This is a genomic window from Streptococcus sanguinis (assembly GCF_020729765.1).
In the GTDB taxonomy this organism is placed as follows: domain Bacteria; phylum Bacillota; class Bacilli; order Lactobacillales; family Streptococcaceae; genus Streptococcus; species Streptococcus sanguinis_Q.
Genome location: NZ_JAJEPD010000095.1, coordinates 24,366 through 39,968, shown reverse-complemented (window position 1 = coordinate 39,968; position 15,603 = coordinate 24,366). Strand labels below are relative to the sequence as shown.

The following is a 15,603-nucleotide window of genomic DNA, read 5'->3' as shown; positions in this document are numbered from 1 at the left end:
GAGGATTCCATGAATTTTGAAAAGATAGAACAAGCTTATACTCTGATTCTCGAAAACGTCCAGAATATCCAAAACGCTCTGGCGACTAATTTTTACGATGCTCTGATCGAGCAGAATGGCATTTACCTAGATGGAGATACGGATTTACAAGAGGTTCTGACCAATGATGAAAAAATCCGCGCTCTGCATTTGACCAAGGAAGAGTGGCGGAGAGTCTATCAGTTTATCCTGATGAAGGCTGCCCAGACGGAGCCCATGCAGGTCAATCATCAATTCACTCCTGATACAATTGGTTTTCTGATTACTTTCTTATTGGACCAGCTAGCTCACGGAGAGGAAGCTGATGTATTAGAAATCGGCAGTGGAACTGGAAATTTGGCTGAGACTATTCTCAATCATACCCAAAAGAAGATTGACTATCTGGGTCTGGAACTAGATGATTTATTAATCGACCTTTCTGCCAGCATTGCAGAAGTTATGAACTCTAAGGCTCACTTTGCTCAGGGGGATGCAGTTCGGCCTCAGGTTCTGAAAGAGAGTGATATCATTATCAGTGATTTACCGGTCGGTTATTATCCAGACGACAGTATTGCCTCTCGCTATGAAGTGGCTAGTCCGGATGAGCACACTTATGCCCACCATCTTCTAATGGAGCAATCGCTCAAATATCTAAAGCCGGGAGGCTATGCCATATTTCTGGCACCAAATGATCTCTTGACCAGCGCTCAAGCTCCTCTGCTGAAAAAATGGCTCCTAGCCAAGGCTCAGTTTATTGCGATGATAACCTTGCCAGAGTCTATTTTCTCAAGCAGCAAGCATGCCAAAACTCTCTTTGTCTTGAGGAAGCAAGAAGCGAATAACATTCAACCTTTTATCTATCCTCTGAGGGATTTGCAGGATCATGATGAAATGTTTAAATTCCGTCAAAGTTTTCAAAACTGGTACAAAGATAGTGAAATTCAAACAAAATTTTGATATAATAATTTTGAAAACGCTTAAAGAGGTGAAGAAATGTCGAAAACAATTTCTATTAATGCAGGAAGCTCAAGCTTAAAATGGCAACTCTACTTGATGCCGGAAGAAAAAGTATTGGCTAAGGGCTTGCTGGAACGGATTGGTCTCAAGGATTCTATTTCAACAGTGAAGTTTGACGGTCGGTCAGAGAAGCAGGTTCTTGATATTGAAGATCACACGCAGGCCGTAAAAATTTTGCTGGATGATTTGAAACGCTTTAATATCATTGAATCTTATGATGAGATTACCGGTGTGGGTCATCGTGTTGTGGCTGGCGGTGAATACTTTAAGGATTCAGCCCTCGTTGATGAAGAAGTGATTCAAAAGGTAGAGGAGTTGTCTCTTCTAGCTCCATTGCATAATCCGGCCAATGCTGCAGGCATCCGTGCGTTTAGAGAAATTCTGCCAGATATCACCAGCGTGGTAGTCTTTGACACCTCTTTCCATACAACTATGCCGGAAAAAGCATATCGCTATCCGATTCCGACTAAATATTACACTGAAAATAAGGTTCGCAAGTACGGAGCTCACGGGACCAGCCATGAGTATGTAGCCAAGGAAGCTGCTAAAATTTTAGAACGTCCAATTGAAGAACTCAAGCTTATCACTTGCCATATCGGTAACGGAGCTTCCATCACAGCAGTTGACAAGGGCGTTTCTGTAGATACCTCTATGGGATTCACACCACTTGGCGGCGTCATGATGGGGACACGTACAGGGGATATTGACCCAGCCATCATTCCTTACCTGATGCAATACACAGATGACTTTAATACTCCAGAAGATATTAGTCGCGTCTTGAATCGTGAATCTGGCTTGCTTGGAGTTTCTGAGAAGTCAAGTGATATGCGCGATATCCATGAAGCGATGCGGGCAGGTGATGCCAAGGCTCAATTAGCTAACGACATTTTTGTAGACCGGATTCAGAAATACATTGGTCAGTATCTTGCTGTCTTAAATGGAGCTGATGCTATCATCTTTACTGCAGGAATCGGTGAAAATTCTGTGACCATTCGTGAACTGGTTATTAATGGTATTTCTTGGTTTGGCTGTAACGTAGATCCAGAAAAGAATGTGCGTGGTGCAGAAGGCGTGATTTCCAGTCCTGATGCCAAGGTCAAAGTCTTGGTTATCCCGACTGATGAAGAATTGGTCATTGCGCGTGACGTCGAACGTTTCAAAAATCAATAAATTAAGAAAATTCAAAAGCTCAGTTTGACTGGGCTTTTTGTATGTTTTAAGAACGGATTTTCTTGGTTGCTGGCCTTGAAAACATTGAGCGATTCTATCTCATAGTCACTATCAGCACTAGTTTTCAATAAGTGATATACAAAATGCTTGCAGTTAAGAATTGTCTATACAAAAAGAGAAAATTGAGCTATACTAGGAAGGAAAAGGAGGAAGACATGAAAGCAATTCTAAAAAAATTAGAGTACATTCTACTGACTTTGTTTGTCTTATTTCTCAGCCAGATACCATTTATATTTATCCGGCAAATGACATCTTCTGAGAAGAGTTTTTCAGCTGGACAGACTATCTTTGTGCTGGTTGTATATCTTTTGATTGTCTTTTTTGTTCTGAGAATGGCTAAGCAAGAAGAACTGCTGAGCCTTGACTTGAGCTTTTTTAAATGGTCTTCGTTTGGCTGGTTAGCTGTTTCTAATGTTGTCATGATTGGCGTCAACATGCTGGGAGCAATTATCATGCTGCTGGAAGGTCAGGCCATATCCACTGCCAATCAGGATGCCTTGAACGCTTTATTTCAGCATGTACCCAAGATTTTATTAGTGGTAGGAGCTGTGATTCAGGCTCCTATCTTGGAGGAAGTAGTCTTTCGCGGCTTGATTCCTCAGAAAATTTTTACCAAGCATTATGTTTGGGGATTGGTTGTAGGAGTCATTCTTTTCGGTCTTTTTCATGGTCCGACCAATATCGGCAGTTTTGTTATATATGCAGGTATGGGTGCTGTTTTAGCTGCGGTTGCTTATATATTTAAGCGTTTGGAGATGTCTATTTTGGCACACATGCTGAGAAATGGAGTTGCAGTACTCATTATGATACTGACAGGTTTGGTGAACAAGTAAGAAAGCAGAGAATATCTGCTTTTTTTGTCATTTGAGGCACAAATTAGGACATTTGAGGGGATTTCTACCAGCTTGCTCTTACTTCTTCTATAATGATAAGAGAAGAATGGAGAGAATATGCTGAAACTAGAGAAAATCATTCAATTGTTACTACTGGCTATGTTGACTCAGACGGGACTGCTGCTCATGATCCATCCAATGCCTCATCGCTTGGTCTTTAGTCATGCTAATCTGCTTTTTATGGTGGGCTTACTGGGATTGCTTTTTTGTTGCGTCTTTTATTTTTCCAGAGAACTGCAGGAAATTAAAGGTTCCTTGCGTCAGTCAAGCAATTATCGACACTTGCTTTTCTTGTATTTTTTGATGATTTTGGTCAATGCTGCAGGGGTTCTTCTGCTGTGTGGCAAGGAGGCGCAGTCAGGACAGGCGGTGGAGCAGATGCTGACGGAGAGTTTTCTGTCATCTTCTCTTTTGCTTCTGGGGATTGACATCGCCGTTTTATCCCCTGCAGCACCGAAATTTATTGACAGTGACTCCTCTCTTCGCTATCGGAAGAGCTGGGGGATTGCACTAGGTTTGCTCTGCTTTTCCCTTGCGAAAAATCCTCAGGAAACTCTGTGTTTTCTGTCTTATCTGGTTTTGGGGGTAGCTTTTGCCCATCTCCTCAGGCCTTATTTTCAGCGTTTGGAGCTGTCTATGCTGGCCCATATTCTCCGAAATATGATTATTCTCAGCCTTTTACCCTTTTGCTTTTAGAAAGTATTTTGTCAAATAGAAGAATTATGGTAAAATGGTAAATGAAACAAGGGACTAGACAAGGTCTTCTTGTGAAGTCGAGTGCAGTTCATAGGACTGGATGCTGCATCTGCTGAGAGCTTTGCGGTACACTAGATGAGTGTGCCTTTTTGTTGAAGAGCAGGGCAGTCAATAGAAATGAGATGAAAGTCAAATGGTGAATCTAAAAGCAATTGCTCCAGATGGTCGAACGGGCCTCTGTGGCATTATCAATGCGACGCCGGATTCTTTTTCAGATGGTGGGCGCTACAATACGGTTGAGACGGCATTGGCTCAGGCTAGAAAGCTGATTGCTGAGGGAGCTCACATGCTGGATATTGGTGGTGAGTCTACTCGGCCAGGCAGTCATTTTGTGGCTATTCAAGAAGAGGAAGAGATAGAGCGGGTGGTGCCAGTCATTGAAGCTATTCGTCGGGAAAGTGATATTCTGATTTCTGTGGATACTTGGAAGTCGGAAGTGGCTGCAGCGGCTTTGGCTGGGGGTGCAGATATCATCAACGATATTACTGGTCTCTTGGGTGATGAAAAGATGGCGGAGACGGCTGCGAAATATACCGCGCCAGTCATTGTCATGTTTAATCCAGTGATGGCTCGTCCTCAACATGCCAGCTCAAAAATTTTCCCAGAATTTGGCTTTGCCCCTGCTTTTAGTAAGGAAGAATTGTCTCTTTTTGCAGAGCTGCCGATTGCAGAACTAATGTGGAAGTGTTTTGAGAAATCTTTGAAGGTGGCCGAAAACGCTGGCCTTTCGCGTGATAATATCATGCTGGATCCAGGGATTGGTTTCGGTTTGACAAAGCGGGAGAATCTTCTTATTTTGCAGGAGCTGGATAGTCTCCATCAGGCTGGTTTTCCTATTTTTCTTGGAGTTTCTCGTAAGCGGTTTCTCGTTCGTATCTTAGAAGAAAACGGCTTTGAGGTCAATCCTGAGACTCGGGAAGGCTTTGAAAACCGTGATACAGCTTCAGCCCATCTGACTAGCCTTGCGGCTAGCAGAGGTGTTGAAGTTGTCAGAGTGCACGAGGTGGCTAAGCACCGGATGGCTGCTGCTGTTGGCGATGCGATTCGTCTAGCGCAGCAGACAGAAGATCTTAATCTAGGTCAGTATAAGTAAGATGAAAAAACAAGAATTACCTGATTTAAGTTGGCTGGATGCTTATCGGACAGCCAGTCCCAATTTTGGCTTGGAGCGGATGGAGCGTTTGCTAGAGTTGCGGGGGAAACCGCATTTGCGGCTGCCAGTCATTCATATTGCAGGGACTAATGGCAAGGGCTCGACCATTGCCCATCTGCGCCAACTTTTGGAGGTGCGAGCCCTGCGTGTTGGCACTTTCACCTCTCCCTACCTAGTCAGCTACAATGAGCAGATTGCCATTAATGGCAATGCGATTTCCGACCAAGATCTTCAGCGATTGCTTTCTCTTTACCAAGAGCTTTTGGCCCAGCATGCGACAGACTCTAGCTTGCAGGGGGTGACTGAGTTTGAGATTGTGACTGCTTTAGCTTATGATTATTTTGCCCAGCAGCAGGTTGATGTGGCTATTATCGAGGTCGGCATGGGTGGGCTTTTGGACAGTACCAATATCTGCCAGCCCTTGCTGACTGCAATCACAACAGTCGGTCTGGATCATGTGGCCTTGCTAGGTGACAGTCTAGAGGCTATTGCCCAGCAGAAAGCTGGCATTATCAAGCATGGAGTTCCCATTGTGACCGGTAGGTTGGAGCCAGAGGCTCAGGCAGTAGTCGAGCAGAAGGCTGCTGAAAAAGATGCTCCGCTCTTTTCTTGGTCTCAAGACTATCAAGTGGAACATCAAGAGTCAGAGAAGGGGGAGTGCTTTTCCTTTTCGAATGCCTATCGGGCCAAAGACTCGTATCAAACAGCTCTGATGGGACTGCATCAGGCAGATAATGCTGGACTAGCTCTGCACTTGTGTGACCTATACTGTCAGCTACAGTCGCTGCCCTTATTGACAAAAGCAGAGGTTGAGAGGGCCTTGCTTGCTGCTGTATGGCCTGGTCGTTTGGAAAGGATATCGGTTCAGCCGCTTATTCTTCTAGATGGAGCCCATAATCCCCATGCCCTGCGGTCGTTAGCAGCGACAATGGACCAGCATTATCCGACTTATAAGAAGCACATTTTATTTGCTTGTATCCAAACCAAGGCCTTGGATGATATGGTGGAGCTGCTGCAAAAGATTCCCAAAGCAGCTATAAGCTTGACAGCCTTTGCTGATCCGCGGAGTTTTTCTAAAGAGAGCATGCGAGCCTTGGCTGAGCAGCAAAGCCTGTCTTACAAAGAATGGCCGGATTATGTAGCAGATTATTTAGCAGTAGAGCATGAGTCAGATGAGCTTTTGCTGATTACGGGTTCTCTTTATTTTCTAGCTCAGGTTAGAAAATCAATCCTTGAGAACCGCAAGTTAGACTTTGCTGAGCGTCCTTCTCAGTCAAGTCAATTATCAAAAAATAAAAATGAACATAGGAGCATATATGGACACGAAGAAAATTGAAGCAGCTGTTGCCCAGATTATTGAGGCGGTTGGAGAAGACGGAAGCCGCGAAGGTTTGCAGGAGACGCCACAGCGCATTGCTAAAATGTACCAAGAAATCTTTGCTGGGCTGGGCGAGACTGCTGAGGAGCATCTGGCCAAGTCTTTTGAAATCATTGACAATAATATGGTAGTGGAGAAGGATATTTTCTTTCATTCCATGTGTGAGCATCACTTCCTGCCATTTTACGGAAAAGTTCATATCGCCTATGTGCCTAATGGTCGGGTAGCAGGCCTGTCCAAGCTGGCCCGAACAGTAGAGGTCTATGCCAAGAAACCGCAGATTCAAGAGCGATTGACCGTAGAGATTGCTGAGGCCTTGATGGACTATCTGGGTGCTCAAGGGGCCCTGGTCTGGGTGGAAGCTGAGCATATGTGTATGAATATGCGCGGAGTCAGAAAGCCTGGCACTGCAACGGTTACTACAGCAGCGCGTGGCGTTTTAGCGACGGACAAGGATCTAAAAAATGAAGCTTACAAACTGATGGGGCATTGATCTTATCAGTAGTAGAGCGTGTCGGGAAAGGCTAGATAGTTTTATCAAGGATAAAATGCAGAAACTTGAATCAGAAAGGATAAGAGAATGGATCAGCTGCGCATTAAGGATTTGGAAGTGTATGCTTATCACGGTCTGTTTGGAGCGGAAAAGGAATTGGGCCAGCGTTTTGTGCTGGATCTGATTTTGGACTATGATATGACTCGGGCTGCTAAAACAGGCGACCTGACAGCTTCTATCCACTATGGAGAATTGGCTCAGGATTTGACCCACTGGTGTCAGGAAAGCAAGGAAGACTTGATTGAGACGCTGGCTTATAAGCTTATTGATCGGATTTTTCTGACTCATCCTTTGGTGCAAAAGGTCAGCTTGGAGGTCAAGAAGCCTTGGGCACCAGTTCCGCTGCCTTTAGAGACCTGCTCAGTTAAGTTAGTGCGTCAAAAGCGGAAAGCCTTTATTGCTCTGGGCAGCAATCAAGGCAGCCCAGCTGCCAATCTGGATGCAGCTTTGGAAAAAATAGCAGAGCAAAATATAAGAGTTTTGCAGGCATCAAGTCGTATCGAGACGGAGCCTTGGGGTGGGGTTGAGCAGGATCCGTTTCTCAATCAAGTTGTTGAAGTTGAAACTTGGCTCAATCCTGAGGAGTTAATGCAGACGCTCTTGGCTATCGAAGCGGATCTAGGGCGCGTGCGGGAGATCAAATGGGGACCTCGTGTGATTGATCTGGATATCCTTTACATAGGGCAGGAGGAGATATATAGTCCAGATTTGATTGTTCCTCATCCTTATGTGGCTGAGCGAGCTTTTGTCTTGCAATCTCTGGTGGAAATCGCCCCACACTTTGTCGATCCCGTGCAGAAAAAAAGCACCCGCCAGCTCTGGGATGCGGTTGAAAAATGAGAAAAGAAGCTTGTCGTAAGGCAAGTTTTTTTATTGTCTGAACTTTCTCTGAACTTGTCCTTGTATACTAAAGAAAAATCAAAAGGAGTTCAATATGGAACATATGGTGAAAATAGAAGGAGTCTGCAAAAAGCATGGCAGCAAGCAGATTTTAGAAGATATTTCTTTTACAGCTAGAAGCGGTCGGATTACAGCCTTTCTGGGTCCAAATGGTGCAGGGAAAAGTTCAACCTTGAGGATTTTGTTGGGGTTAGATCGGGCGACAGCAGGGACGGCGACTTTTGATGGGCAAACCTATCAGTCAATGTCCTATCCGCTCAGAACGGTAGGTGCAGCCTTTGACGGCATTGGCGGTCTGCCAAATCGAAAGGTTTATGACCACCTGAGAATTATTGCGGCGAGTAATGCTATTCCCAAGTCTCGGATCGATGAGGTTTTGGAGATGACTGGAATCGCTCATAAGAGGAAGGACCTCTTGTCAAGCCTGTCTCTGGGGGAAGGTCAGCGGTTAGGTTTGGCCGCAGCTTTGCTGGGTGATCCTCAGTTTCTTATATTAGATGAGCCGACTAATGGCCTGGATCCAAGTGGGATTAAGTGGTTTAGAAAGTTCATCCGTCAGCAGGCTGATTTAGGGAAAACGGTACTTCTATCTTCTCATATCCTATCAGAGGTGCAAATGGTGACAGATGATGTAGTCTTGATTCATCATGGGCGAATTATTGAGCAGGGACGATTAGAAGAGGTGCTGCAAGATTCAGACAGTCTAGAAGATCTCTTCTTTGATTTGACAGAGGAGGTTTAAGATGAAAGAAACGATGTCCTTATTGCATTCAGAATGGTTGAAAATTTGCTCAACCAAGGCTTTCAAAGTGAGTATGGCCTTCATGCTGCTATTGGTGCCTGCCGTATCCTGGCTGGAGGGTCGACAGTATTTATCTGTCGGCTTGGATGCCACGCCTGAGACGGTTCCCGGCCTGGCAGAAGCCATTGACCCGCTGGAATATCTAGGCCTCAATGGGGCTTCTATGGCAGGCATGGTTTTGGTCATCTTAGCTGGAATTTTGGGAGCTATGGAATTTCAGTCTCATAGCTTGAGAACTAGTCTCTTGACCTGTAATAACCGCCTGAAGTTGCTTGTGGGGAAACTCATGACCTTTGCTTGCTTTTCTCTTGCCAGTAGCTTTTTATCAATCTACTTTAGTTATATGGTCATGCACCTGGCTTTAGGAAAGGAAGGGCTTAATCCAATTCTGCTCAATCAAGCAGCTTGGAGTTTGATTTTGTGGAAAATCTTATCTCTAACCTTATTGGGAATCCTTTCATTTTTGTTAGGTTTATTGGCTCGGACCATGCTAGTTCCTCTGCTTTTTCTCGTACCCCAGATCTATAATCTGGGAAACTACCTAGCTGCTCACACGAGTTGGGGAGCTTATCTGCCACAGCCAGCAGGAGAATTGTTTGCGGCAACGCCAACTTCCCAATATACCAACAATCCCTTGCAAGGACTGTTGATACTTGGTGCATGGTTACTAGTCATCGGCGGTATGACTTCTCTGCGCTTTTTGAAGACGGACTTAGGAGGGCGATACTGATGATAAAAGCTCTGCTTAGAAGTGAATGGATTAAGTTCCGTTCTTACTATCTCGCTCTTGGTGCCGCCTTGGCGGCTCTGGTAGTTGTTCCATTTTTTCTAATGAATCTTGACTACAGTCAGACAGCAGTTGGCCAGACGAAGGCTCTGAGCGAGGCTTTGCATGCCCTCTATCTGGCGCAGCCTGTCATCGTCATCTTTACTTCCCTCTATTTTGCCCAAGAGTTTGTCAAGTCTGGGATGCGAACGAATTTTCTAACTGTATCAAATAGAAAGGCTTGGTTGGCTGGGAAATTCCTTTTTCTGGCCTTGCTGCTCTTGGTTCTTTATAGTGTCATTATAAGTAGCTGTTTCTTTGTTATGCTGGCTCGATTTGACTTAGACTTTAGCTGGTCCTTGCTGGGGAAATTCCTTTATTACAGCTTTTTTGGTCTTCTCAGCAATCTTTTTCTGGCTTTTTTAACTGCCGGCCTCGCTTTGCTATTTCAATCTTGGGTTGTGCCGGTGTCGGTGCTCTTTCCTCTCTTGATTGGTCTCAGCCGTTTATTGGCAACGTTCATCAAAGAAGCAAAATACTTGCCCGATCTGGCTACGCTAAATCTTTTTGAGTATGAAGGGCTTCAGCATTCAATAGATCTATTAGGTCTGGGAGTACAGATGATATGGTTAGCTTTGATTTGGAGCTCTGCTATATTCTTAACCTTGAAACGAGATGTTCGCTAGAGGTATGCTATAATGGAAATCATGAGACAGTATCGTATTTTGGTGGTTGATGACGACCGGAGCATTTTGAAGTTGGTGAAAAACGTCCTAGAGCTCGATGCTTATGATGTGACGACGCTTGATCGGATAGAAGACCTAGAGCTGACGCATTTTGTCGGATATGACTTGATTCTGCTGGATGTGATGATGAAGCCTGTTGATGGTTTTGAGCTGTGTTCCTACATTCGTCCTCATTTTTCGTGTCCAATCATCTTTTTGACGGCTAAGGAGTTGGAGGCGGACAAAGTAGAAGGGCTCTTTCGCGGAGCAGATGACTATATTGTCAAGCCTTTTGGGACCAAAGAATTGCTGGCACGTGTCAGGGCTCATCTTCGGCGGGAGGAAAGACGTGAGGAGCGCTATTCTGAGATTGCTTCTTGTCAATTTTATCCTGAGCGCTATGAAGTTGCCTGTTTTGGTAAAGTCTTGAAATTTTCAGAGCGAGAGTTTAAGTTGCTGCATTTACTAGCTAGCAATCCCAAGCAGACCTTTTCAGCTGAACGCCTGCATACCTTGCTTTACCCAGAAAGCTCAGAAACACAGCTTCGCTCCATCTCAGAATACGTGTATCAGATTCGCCAAAAATGCAAACAAGAAGGGCTGCAAGCAATCGCAACAGTGAGAGGAGTAGGCTATAGATGGCAATTAGAACCCGAAATTTCAAAAGCCTAGTCTGGACAACCAGTTTAAAAATCGTCTTTTTCCATGTTTTGATTTTTGTGCTTATAGGCTATGAATTTACGCAAGGAAGTAATCACGTTCTTTTCACCTTGTTCTTTTGGGCAGGGAGCTTGCTGCTGATTACTTTTTATCATATTTTGAAATTGCTCCGAAAAATCGACAGGGAAATAAAAATGCTAAAGAGCGAGAAGCTTTTAGAAGAAAATCAAAGCCAGCTTTTTCGGATCGAGGAAATGCTAGAAGTCTATAGCGATTTACGGAGCAGCCATCAAGAAAATGCTCGTCTTCTAGAAAGAGAGCAGCAGCATAATCAGGAGTTGATTTTACAGCTATCAGCGACATCGCACGATTTGAAGACGCCCCTAACTGTGATTAAGGGGAATGCTGAGCTTTTGGAGTTGGCGCAGTTGGGCCAGCCACAGGCAGACTATGCTACTGAGATTTTGCAGGCTAGTCACAAGATGGAAGAGTATTGTGGCTCTTTGATTGATTACGCTAAGACCTTTCAGATTGATTCTAATCAGTTCAGTCAGCTTTCCTTAGGGGACTTTTTGGCTTATCTCCAGGACGATTGGGCACTGTTCAGCAAACAGGAAAGCTATCGTTTTTATCTCCAAGAAGATTGTGATCTTAGTCTGATTTTGTCAATTCATTTGGACTATCTCAAGCGAGCTTTGCTCAATATTTTACTGAATGCGCTTGAACATGCAGACCAGAATCAAAGGGAAGTCAAGCTAACGGTATCAGTGCAGCAGGACCAGTTGGTTTTTTCTATCTGGAACAATGGCCCTGCATTTTCAGAGGAGATGCTGCTGGGAGCGGAACAGCTCTTTTATCAGAGTGACCAAAGCCGCAATTCAGCTAATCCCCATCATGGTATCGGCTTAGCCTTTTCTAAGCAGGTAGCTCTCTTGCATGGTGGTCGTCTGACCCTGCTCAATCCAGACCAAGGAGGAGCTTGTGTAGAATTGACTGTAGCTTTGGAAATCAAATAACAAAGGAAATCAATAAAGATGATGAAAGGACTGCAATGTTTAAATTTTCAGTCCTTTTTCTGCCGCTTTCTTCTTGACAAAATATGTAAAGGAAGCTATACTATATTTGAAAAGTAAAGTTTGTTTTACATTGTAGAAAGGAGGCAGCCTTGGAAAATCGAATTCAAGAATTGCGAAAAAGAAAAAAGCTCAGCCAGGAGGAGCTGGCTGAGAAGCTAGAAGTTACGAGACAAACGATTATTTCTTTGGAAAAAGGCCGCTACAATGCCTCGCTGCTTTTGGCTCATAGAATTGCATCCTTTTTCAATTTAAGGATTGAAGAAGTGTTTCTCTTTGAGGAGGATGAATCATGAAATGGACTTATTTGTGTAAATGGATATTGGCTATTTTGGTGGTGGTTGGCTTATCTTATCTCCATTTTCAAGCCAATTTTATCCCTAAGGAAATCCTGCCTTTTGTGGGAGTTATCTTAATTGTGGTGATGTTGAAAATTTTTCAAGCGTATGAAAAATAGGAGGCTGACATGGAAACATTAACTAAACAAGAATTTCGAAAAAAACTTCAAAGGAAAGTTATCGTGGGGCGAATCTTAACTTTTATCATCTTGCTAGGACTGGCCTGGAGCCATTTTCATTCTCTGGATGATCAGCAGGAAGGAGTCATGGTCGGCATCCTGCTGGGGCTTTCTTTGATGACCATTCGGTATAATCTGGCCTTAAGACGGGAGGAAAATTTTGAGAAGTTCTACATTCAGGTGACTGATGAGCGTAATCGCATGATTGACGAAAAGACTCGTACTTTGCTTTTTAATATCCTTTTGCTGCTGGCAGCCTGCTTGAGTGGCCTGTCCATGATTTTCCCAATCATCTTAAGTCTCAATCAATTTCTGACCTTGACCATTATCCTGGTTTTGGGACTTTACTATCTCTTGCGTTTTCTCCTATCTAAGCGTTATTAAGAAAAAAAGCTGGCAGAGCCAGCTTCCTCAACAAGCTTTTAACAGAGCTTGTTTTTATTTTCTATAGAGTCGATCATACTGGTAAACAGGGTCCATGGTAACGTGGATGCCCAACTTACGCAGGACGTTTTTGTCTTCATCTGTCAGAGTGACAGTGGAGTGAGCCTCGCTGCCCTTGAGATTGCCGAGTTGCTGCATGGCATTTGCCGCATCTTGATTTTCCATGGCTGTGATTGCCAGAGCCATCAAGATTTCGTTTGAGTGGAGGCGCGGATTTCGGCTGCCCAGATGATTGATTTTCAGGCCTTGGATTGGCTTGACATACTCAGGCTCAATCAGTTTGGTCTCTTTGGCAATATTGGCTAATTTCTTAATGGCATTAATCAATACAGCAGCCGTAGGACCAAAGAGTTCAGAAGTCTTACCGGTTACGATTTCACCGTTTGGCAATTCCAAGGCCAGAGCTGGCTCACCAGTGCTTTCAGCCTTGGCACGCGCAGCAACTGTTACTTTACGATCCAGCGGTGTGATGCCTAAGTCGTTCATCAAGAGTTCGATTTTCTTGATAGCTGATTCAGAGACGCGCTCAGCCTTGAAGTCCAGAATAGTCTGGTAGTAGCGGCGGATGATTTCCTGTTGAGATGCTTCAATGGCAGCCTCATTGTCCACAATGGCAAAGCCGACCATGTTGACGCCCATATCCGTTGGGGATGCATAAGGTGATTTTCCAAGGATGCGCTCTAGCATACGCTTGAGGACTGGGAAAATTTCAATATCACGATTGTAGTTGACTGTGGTTTTTCCGTAGGTTTGCAGATGGAAAGGATCTATCATGTTGACATCGTCCAGGTCTGCCGTCGCTGCCTCATAGGCTAGATTGACCGGATGGTGCAGGGGCAGATTCCAAACTGGGAAGGTTTCAAACTTGGCGTAGCCTGATTTGATGCCATTGATTTGGTCGTGATACATATTGGATAGGCAAGTAGCCAATTTACCAGAACCAGGACCAGGTGCGGTAACAACGACTAGATTACGGCTGGTTTTGATGTAGTCGTTTTTCCCCATACCTTCAGGCGAAATGATATGGTCCATGTCGGTCGGATAGCCCTTGATCGGGTAGTGGATGTAGGAGGCGATGCCATTCTTTTCCAGCTGACTGCGGAAGAGGTCAGCTGCTGGCTGGCCAGAATACTGAGTGATGACCACGGAGCCTACGTAAATATCCAGCTCATTAAAGGTATCGATTAGCCGCAGCACTTCCTGGTCATAGGAAATGCCCAAATCGCCACGCGCCTTAGAGTGCTCAATATTATTGGCATTAATGGCAATGACAATCTCTACTTGGTCTTTGAGTTCTTTCAGAAGTCTGATTTTATTGTCCGGCTCATAGCCTGGCAGGACACGGGCAGCATGGAAGTCTTCCAGCATTTTACCGCCGAATTCCATGTAAAGTTTGCCCTCAAATTGATTAATGCGCTCCAAGATATGGTCGCGCTGCAGGTTTAAGTATTTCTCAGAATCAAAAGCAATTTTTTTCATGTATATTTTCACCTCTGCTAAGCATTATAACAAAATTTTCTTCAAATTGGAAAGTTGAAAGGGAAAGTATTAGACAAAAGAGATAGCAGCCCGAATGAAGAACGGGCTGCCTTTTGAAATTAATAGTTGCTAATCGTGTCCACTGTTGAGCGATCCAGCTTTTTGACCAAAGCTTGCAGGAAAGCTTGGGCTTGCAAGAAATCGTCCATGGCATAGAGAGTTTGGTGAGAATGAATGTAGCGGGCGCAGACGCCAATGGTAGTAGATGGTACGCCGCCGCTTTGGAGATGAGCAGCACCAGCATCCGTTCCGCCCTTGCCGCAGTAGTATTGATACTTGATGCCGGCTTCCTCAGCAGTTGTCAAGAGGAAGTCCTTCATAGCTGGCAGCATGAGATGACCAGGATCAAAGAAGCGAATCAGTGTTCCGTCACCAATAGCTCCTTGGCCGCCATAGATATCTCCTGCTGGGGAGCAGTCCACAGCTAGGAAGACCTCAGGGGCAAATTTTGTCGTTGAAGCATGGGCGCCACGCAGACCAACCTCTTCTTGAACATTGGCGCCGACATAGAGTTGGCTGCCTAGTGATTGACCGGACAAGGATTGAGCTAATTCGCTGACCATAAGGACGCCGTAGCGGTTGTCCCAGGCTTTAGAGATGATATTCTTGCCGTTAGCTGTGAGAATAGCAGAGCTGTCTGGCACGATCGTGTCTCCTGGACGGATACCGTAGCTTTCAGCTTCCGCCTTATCTGCAAAGCCACCGTCAAAGACAATATCTGCAATCTGTGGCATAACTGGTCCGCCAGATCCGCGCGTCAGATGAGGAGGGACAGAGCCTGAGATGAGAGGGATTTCCCGACCTTCACGAGTAAAGAGTTTGAAGCGTTGGCTGCTAACGACCAGAGGGTTCCAGCCGCCGATTTCCACTACGCGGAAGGTTCCGTCCGGCTTGATCTCGCTGACCATAAAGCCAACCTCGTCCATGTGGGCCGCTACCAACACACGGGGAGCATTTTCAGATTCTGCATGGCGTACCCCAAAGATACCGCCCAGACCATCAGTGACGACCTCATCGACATGGGGAGTGATTTTTTCCCGCAGGTAGCTGCGAACAGGTGCCTCGTGACCCGAAATAGCAGAAAGCTCTGTTACTTCTTTGATTTTTGAAAATAATGTTGTCATAAACTTACCTTCTTTCTGCCCCCTATTTTATCACTTTTTGCGGTAAATGAGTAGG

At 44.9% G+C, this 15,603-nt stretch carries 18 protein-coding genes; 16 read left to right on the top strand and 2 right to left on the bottom strand.

Features of this window, described 5'->3' with window-relative positions; all coding sequences use genetic code 11:
* Positions 1-9 precede the first annotated feature (9 nt).
* The 16 genes from K4H96_RS12160 (at position 10) to K4H96_RS12085 (ending at position 12,825) form a co-directional block, all read left to right on the top strand.
* On the top strand, positions 10-975 hold the full coding sequence (locus tag K4H96_RS12160; protein WP_223337969.1) for a class I SAM-dependent methyltransferase: 966 nt from the start codon (positions 10-12) through the stop codon (positions 973-975).
* Positions 976-1,011: 36 nt separating this feature from the next.
* The gene (locus K4H96_RS12155) at positions 1,012-2,205 is read left to right on the top strand and encodes an acetate kinase (RefSeq protein ID WP_223337968.1); all 1,194 of its coding nucleotides are present in this window, start codon (positions 1,012-1,014) and stop codon (positions 2,203-2,205) included.
* Between the two features lie 143 nt (positions 2,206-2,348).
* Positions 2,349-3,098 carry a CPBP family intramembrane glutamic endopeptidase gene (locus K4H96_RS12150; protein WP_002907443.1) on the top strand — a complete coding sequence of 250 codons (750 nt, stop codon included), beginning with the start codon at positions 2,349-2,351 and terminating at the stop codon, positions 3,096-3,098.
* Between the two features lie 117 nt (positions 3,099-3,215).
* The gene (locus K4H96_RS12145) at positions 3,216-3,854 is read left to right on the top strand and encodes a CAAX protease family protein (protein ID WP_223337967.1); all 639 of its coding nucleotides are present in this window, start codon (positions 3,216-3,218) and stop codon (positions 3,852-3,854) included.
* Positions 3,855-4,047: 193 nt separating this feature from the next.
* Complete coding sequence (folP, locus tag K4H96_RS12140) at positions 4,048-5,007, top strand: dihydropteroate synthase (protein ID WP_223337966.1); 960 nt, start codon at positions 4,048-4,050, stop codon at positions 5,005-5,007.
* 1 nt (position 5,008) lies between these two features.
* Positions 5,009-6,403: a bifunctional folylpolyglutamate synthase/dihydrofolate synthase gene (locus tag K4H96_RS12135; RefSeq protein WP_002907440.1), complete on the top strand. Its 1,395-nt coding sequence runs from the start codon at positions 5,009-5,011 to the stop codon at positions 6,401-6,403.
* Positions 6,384-6,938 (top strand): GTP cyclohydrolase I FolE, encoded by a 555-nt coding sequence (gene folE, locus K4H96_RS12130; protein ID WP_002896758.1) that lies wholly within the window; start codon positions 6,384-6,386, stop codon positions 6,936-6,938. The genes K4H96_RS12135 and folE overlap by 20 nt, the downstream gene beginning before the upstream one ends.
* Before the next feature lie 87 nt (positions 6,939-7,025).
* Positions 7,026-7,838, top strand: a complete 813-nt coding sequence (gene folK, locus K4H96_RS12125; RefSeq protein ID WP_125353225.1) for a 2-amino-4-hydroxy-6-hydroxymethyldihydropteridine diphosphokinase — start codon at positions 7,026-7,028, stop codon at positions 7,836-7,838.
* A 94-nt stretch (positions 7,839-7,932) separates the two neighbouring features.
* The gene (locus K4H96_RS12120) at positions 7,933-8,640 is read left to right on the top strand and encodes an ABC transporter ATP-binding protein (protein WP_223337965.1); all 708 of its coding nucleotides are present in this window, start codon (positions 7,933-7,935) and stop codon (positions 8,638-8,640) included.
* Position 8,641: 1 nt separating this feature from the next.
* A complete protein-coding gene (locus K4H96_RS12115) occupies positions 8,642-9,430 on the top strand; it encodes a lantibiotic ABC transporter permease (RefSeq protein WP_223337964.1) in 789 nt (262 codons plus the stop codon).
* Positions 9,430-10,152 (top strand): lantibiotic ABC transporter permease, encoded by a 723-nt coding sequence (locus K4H96_RS12110; protein ID WP_223337963.1) that lies wholly within the window; start codon positions 9,430-9,432, stop codon positions 10,150-10,152. The genes K4H96_RS12115 and K4H96_RS12110 overlap by 1 nt, the downstream gene beginning before the upstream one ends.
* A 12-nt stretch (positions 10,153-10,164) precedes the next feature.
* Positions 10,165-10,863 (top strand): response regulator transcription factor, encoded by a 699-nt coding sequence (locus K4H96_RS12105; RefSeq protein WP_223337962.1) that lies wholly within the window; start codon positions 10,165-10,167, stop codon positions 10,861-10,863.
* Positions 10,830-11,867 carry a sensor histidine kinase gene (locus tag K4H96_RS12100; protein ID WP_223337961.1) on the top strand — a complete coding sequence of 346 codons (1,038 nt, stop codon included), beginning with the start codon at positions 10,830-10,832 and terminating at the stop codon, positions 11,865-11,867. Before K4H96_RS12105 ends, K4H96_RS12100 begins: the two co-directional genes overlap by 34 nt.
* Positions 11,868-12,016: 149 nt before the next feature.
* Positions 12,017-12,220 (top strand): helix-turn-helix transcriptional regulator, encoded by a 204-nt coding sequence (locus K4H96_RS12095; RefSeq protein ID WP_002927075.1) that lies wholly within the window; start codon positions 12,017-12,019, stop codon positions 12,218-12,220.
* A complete protein-coding gene (locus tag K4H96_RS12090; protein WP_223337960.1) occupies positions 12,217-12,381 on the top strand; it encodes a hypothetical protein in 165 nt (54 codons plus the stop codon). The genes K4H96_RS12095 and K4H96_RS12090 overlap by 4 nt, the downstream gene beginning before the upstream one ends.
* A gap of 9 nt (positions 12,382-12,390) precedes the next feature.
* Entirely contained in the window at positions 12,391-12,825 is a 435-nt protein-coding gene (locus K4H96_RS12085) for a hypothetical protein (RefSeq protein WP_223337959.1), read from the top strand.
* Between the two features lie 54 nt (positions 12,826-12,879).
* Here the strand turns inward: K4H96_RS12085 and K4H96_RS12080 are convergent, their stop codons facing one another.
* A complete protein-coding gene (locus K4H96_RS12080; RefSeq protein WP_223337958.1) occupies positions 12,880-14,364 on the bottom strand; it encodes a DUF1846 domain-containing protein in 1,485 nt (494 codons plus the stop codon).
* 119 nt (positions 14,365-14,483) lie between these two features.
* Complete coding sequence (pepA, locus tag K4H96_RS12075; protein ID WP_223337957.1) at positions 14,484-15,548, bottom strand: glutamyl aminopeptidase; 1,065 nt, start codon at positions 15,546-15,548, stop codon at positions 14,484-14,486.
* Between the last annotated feature and the right edge of the window lie 55 nt (positions 15,549-15,603).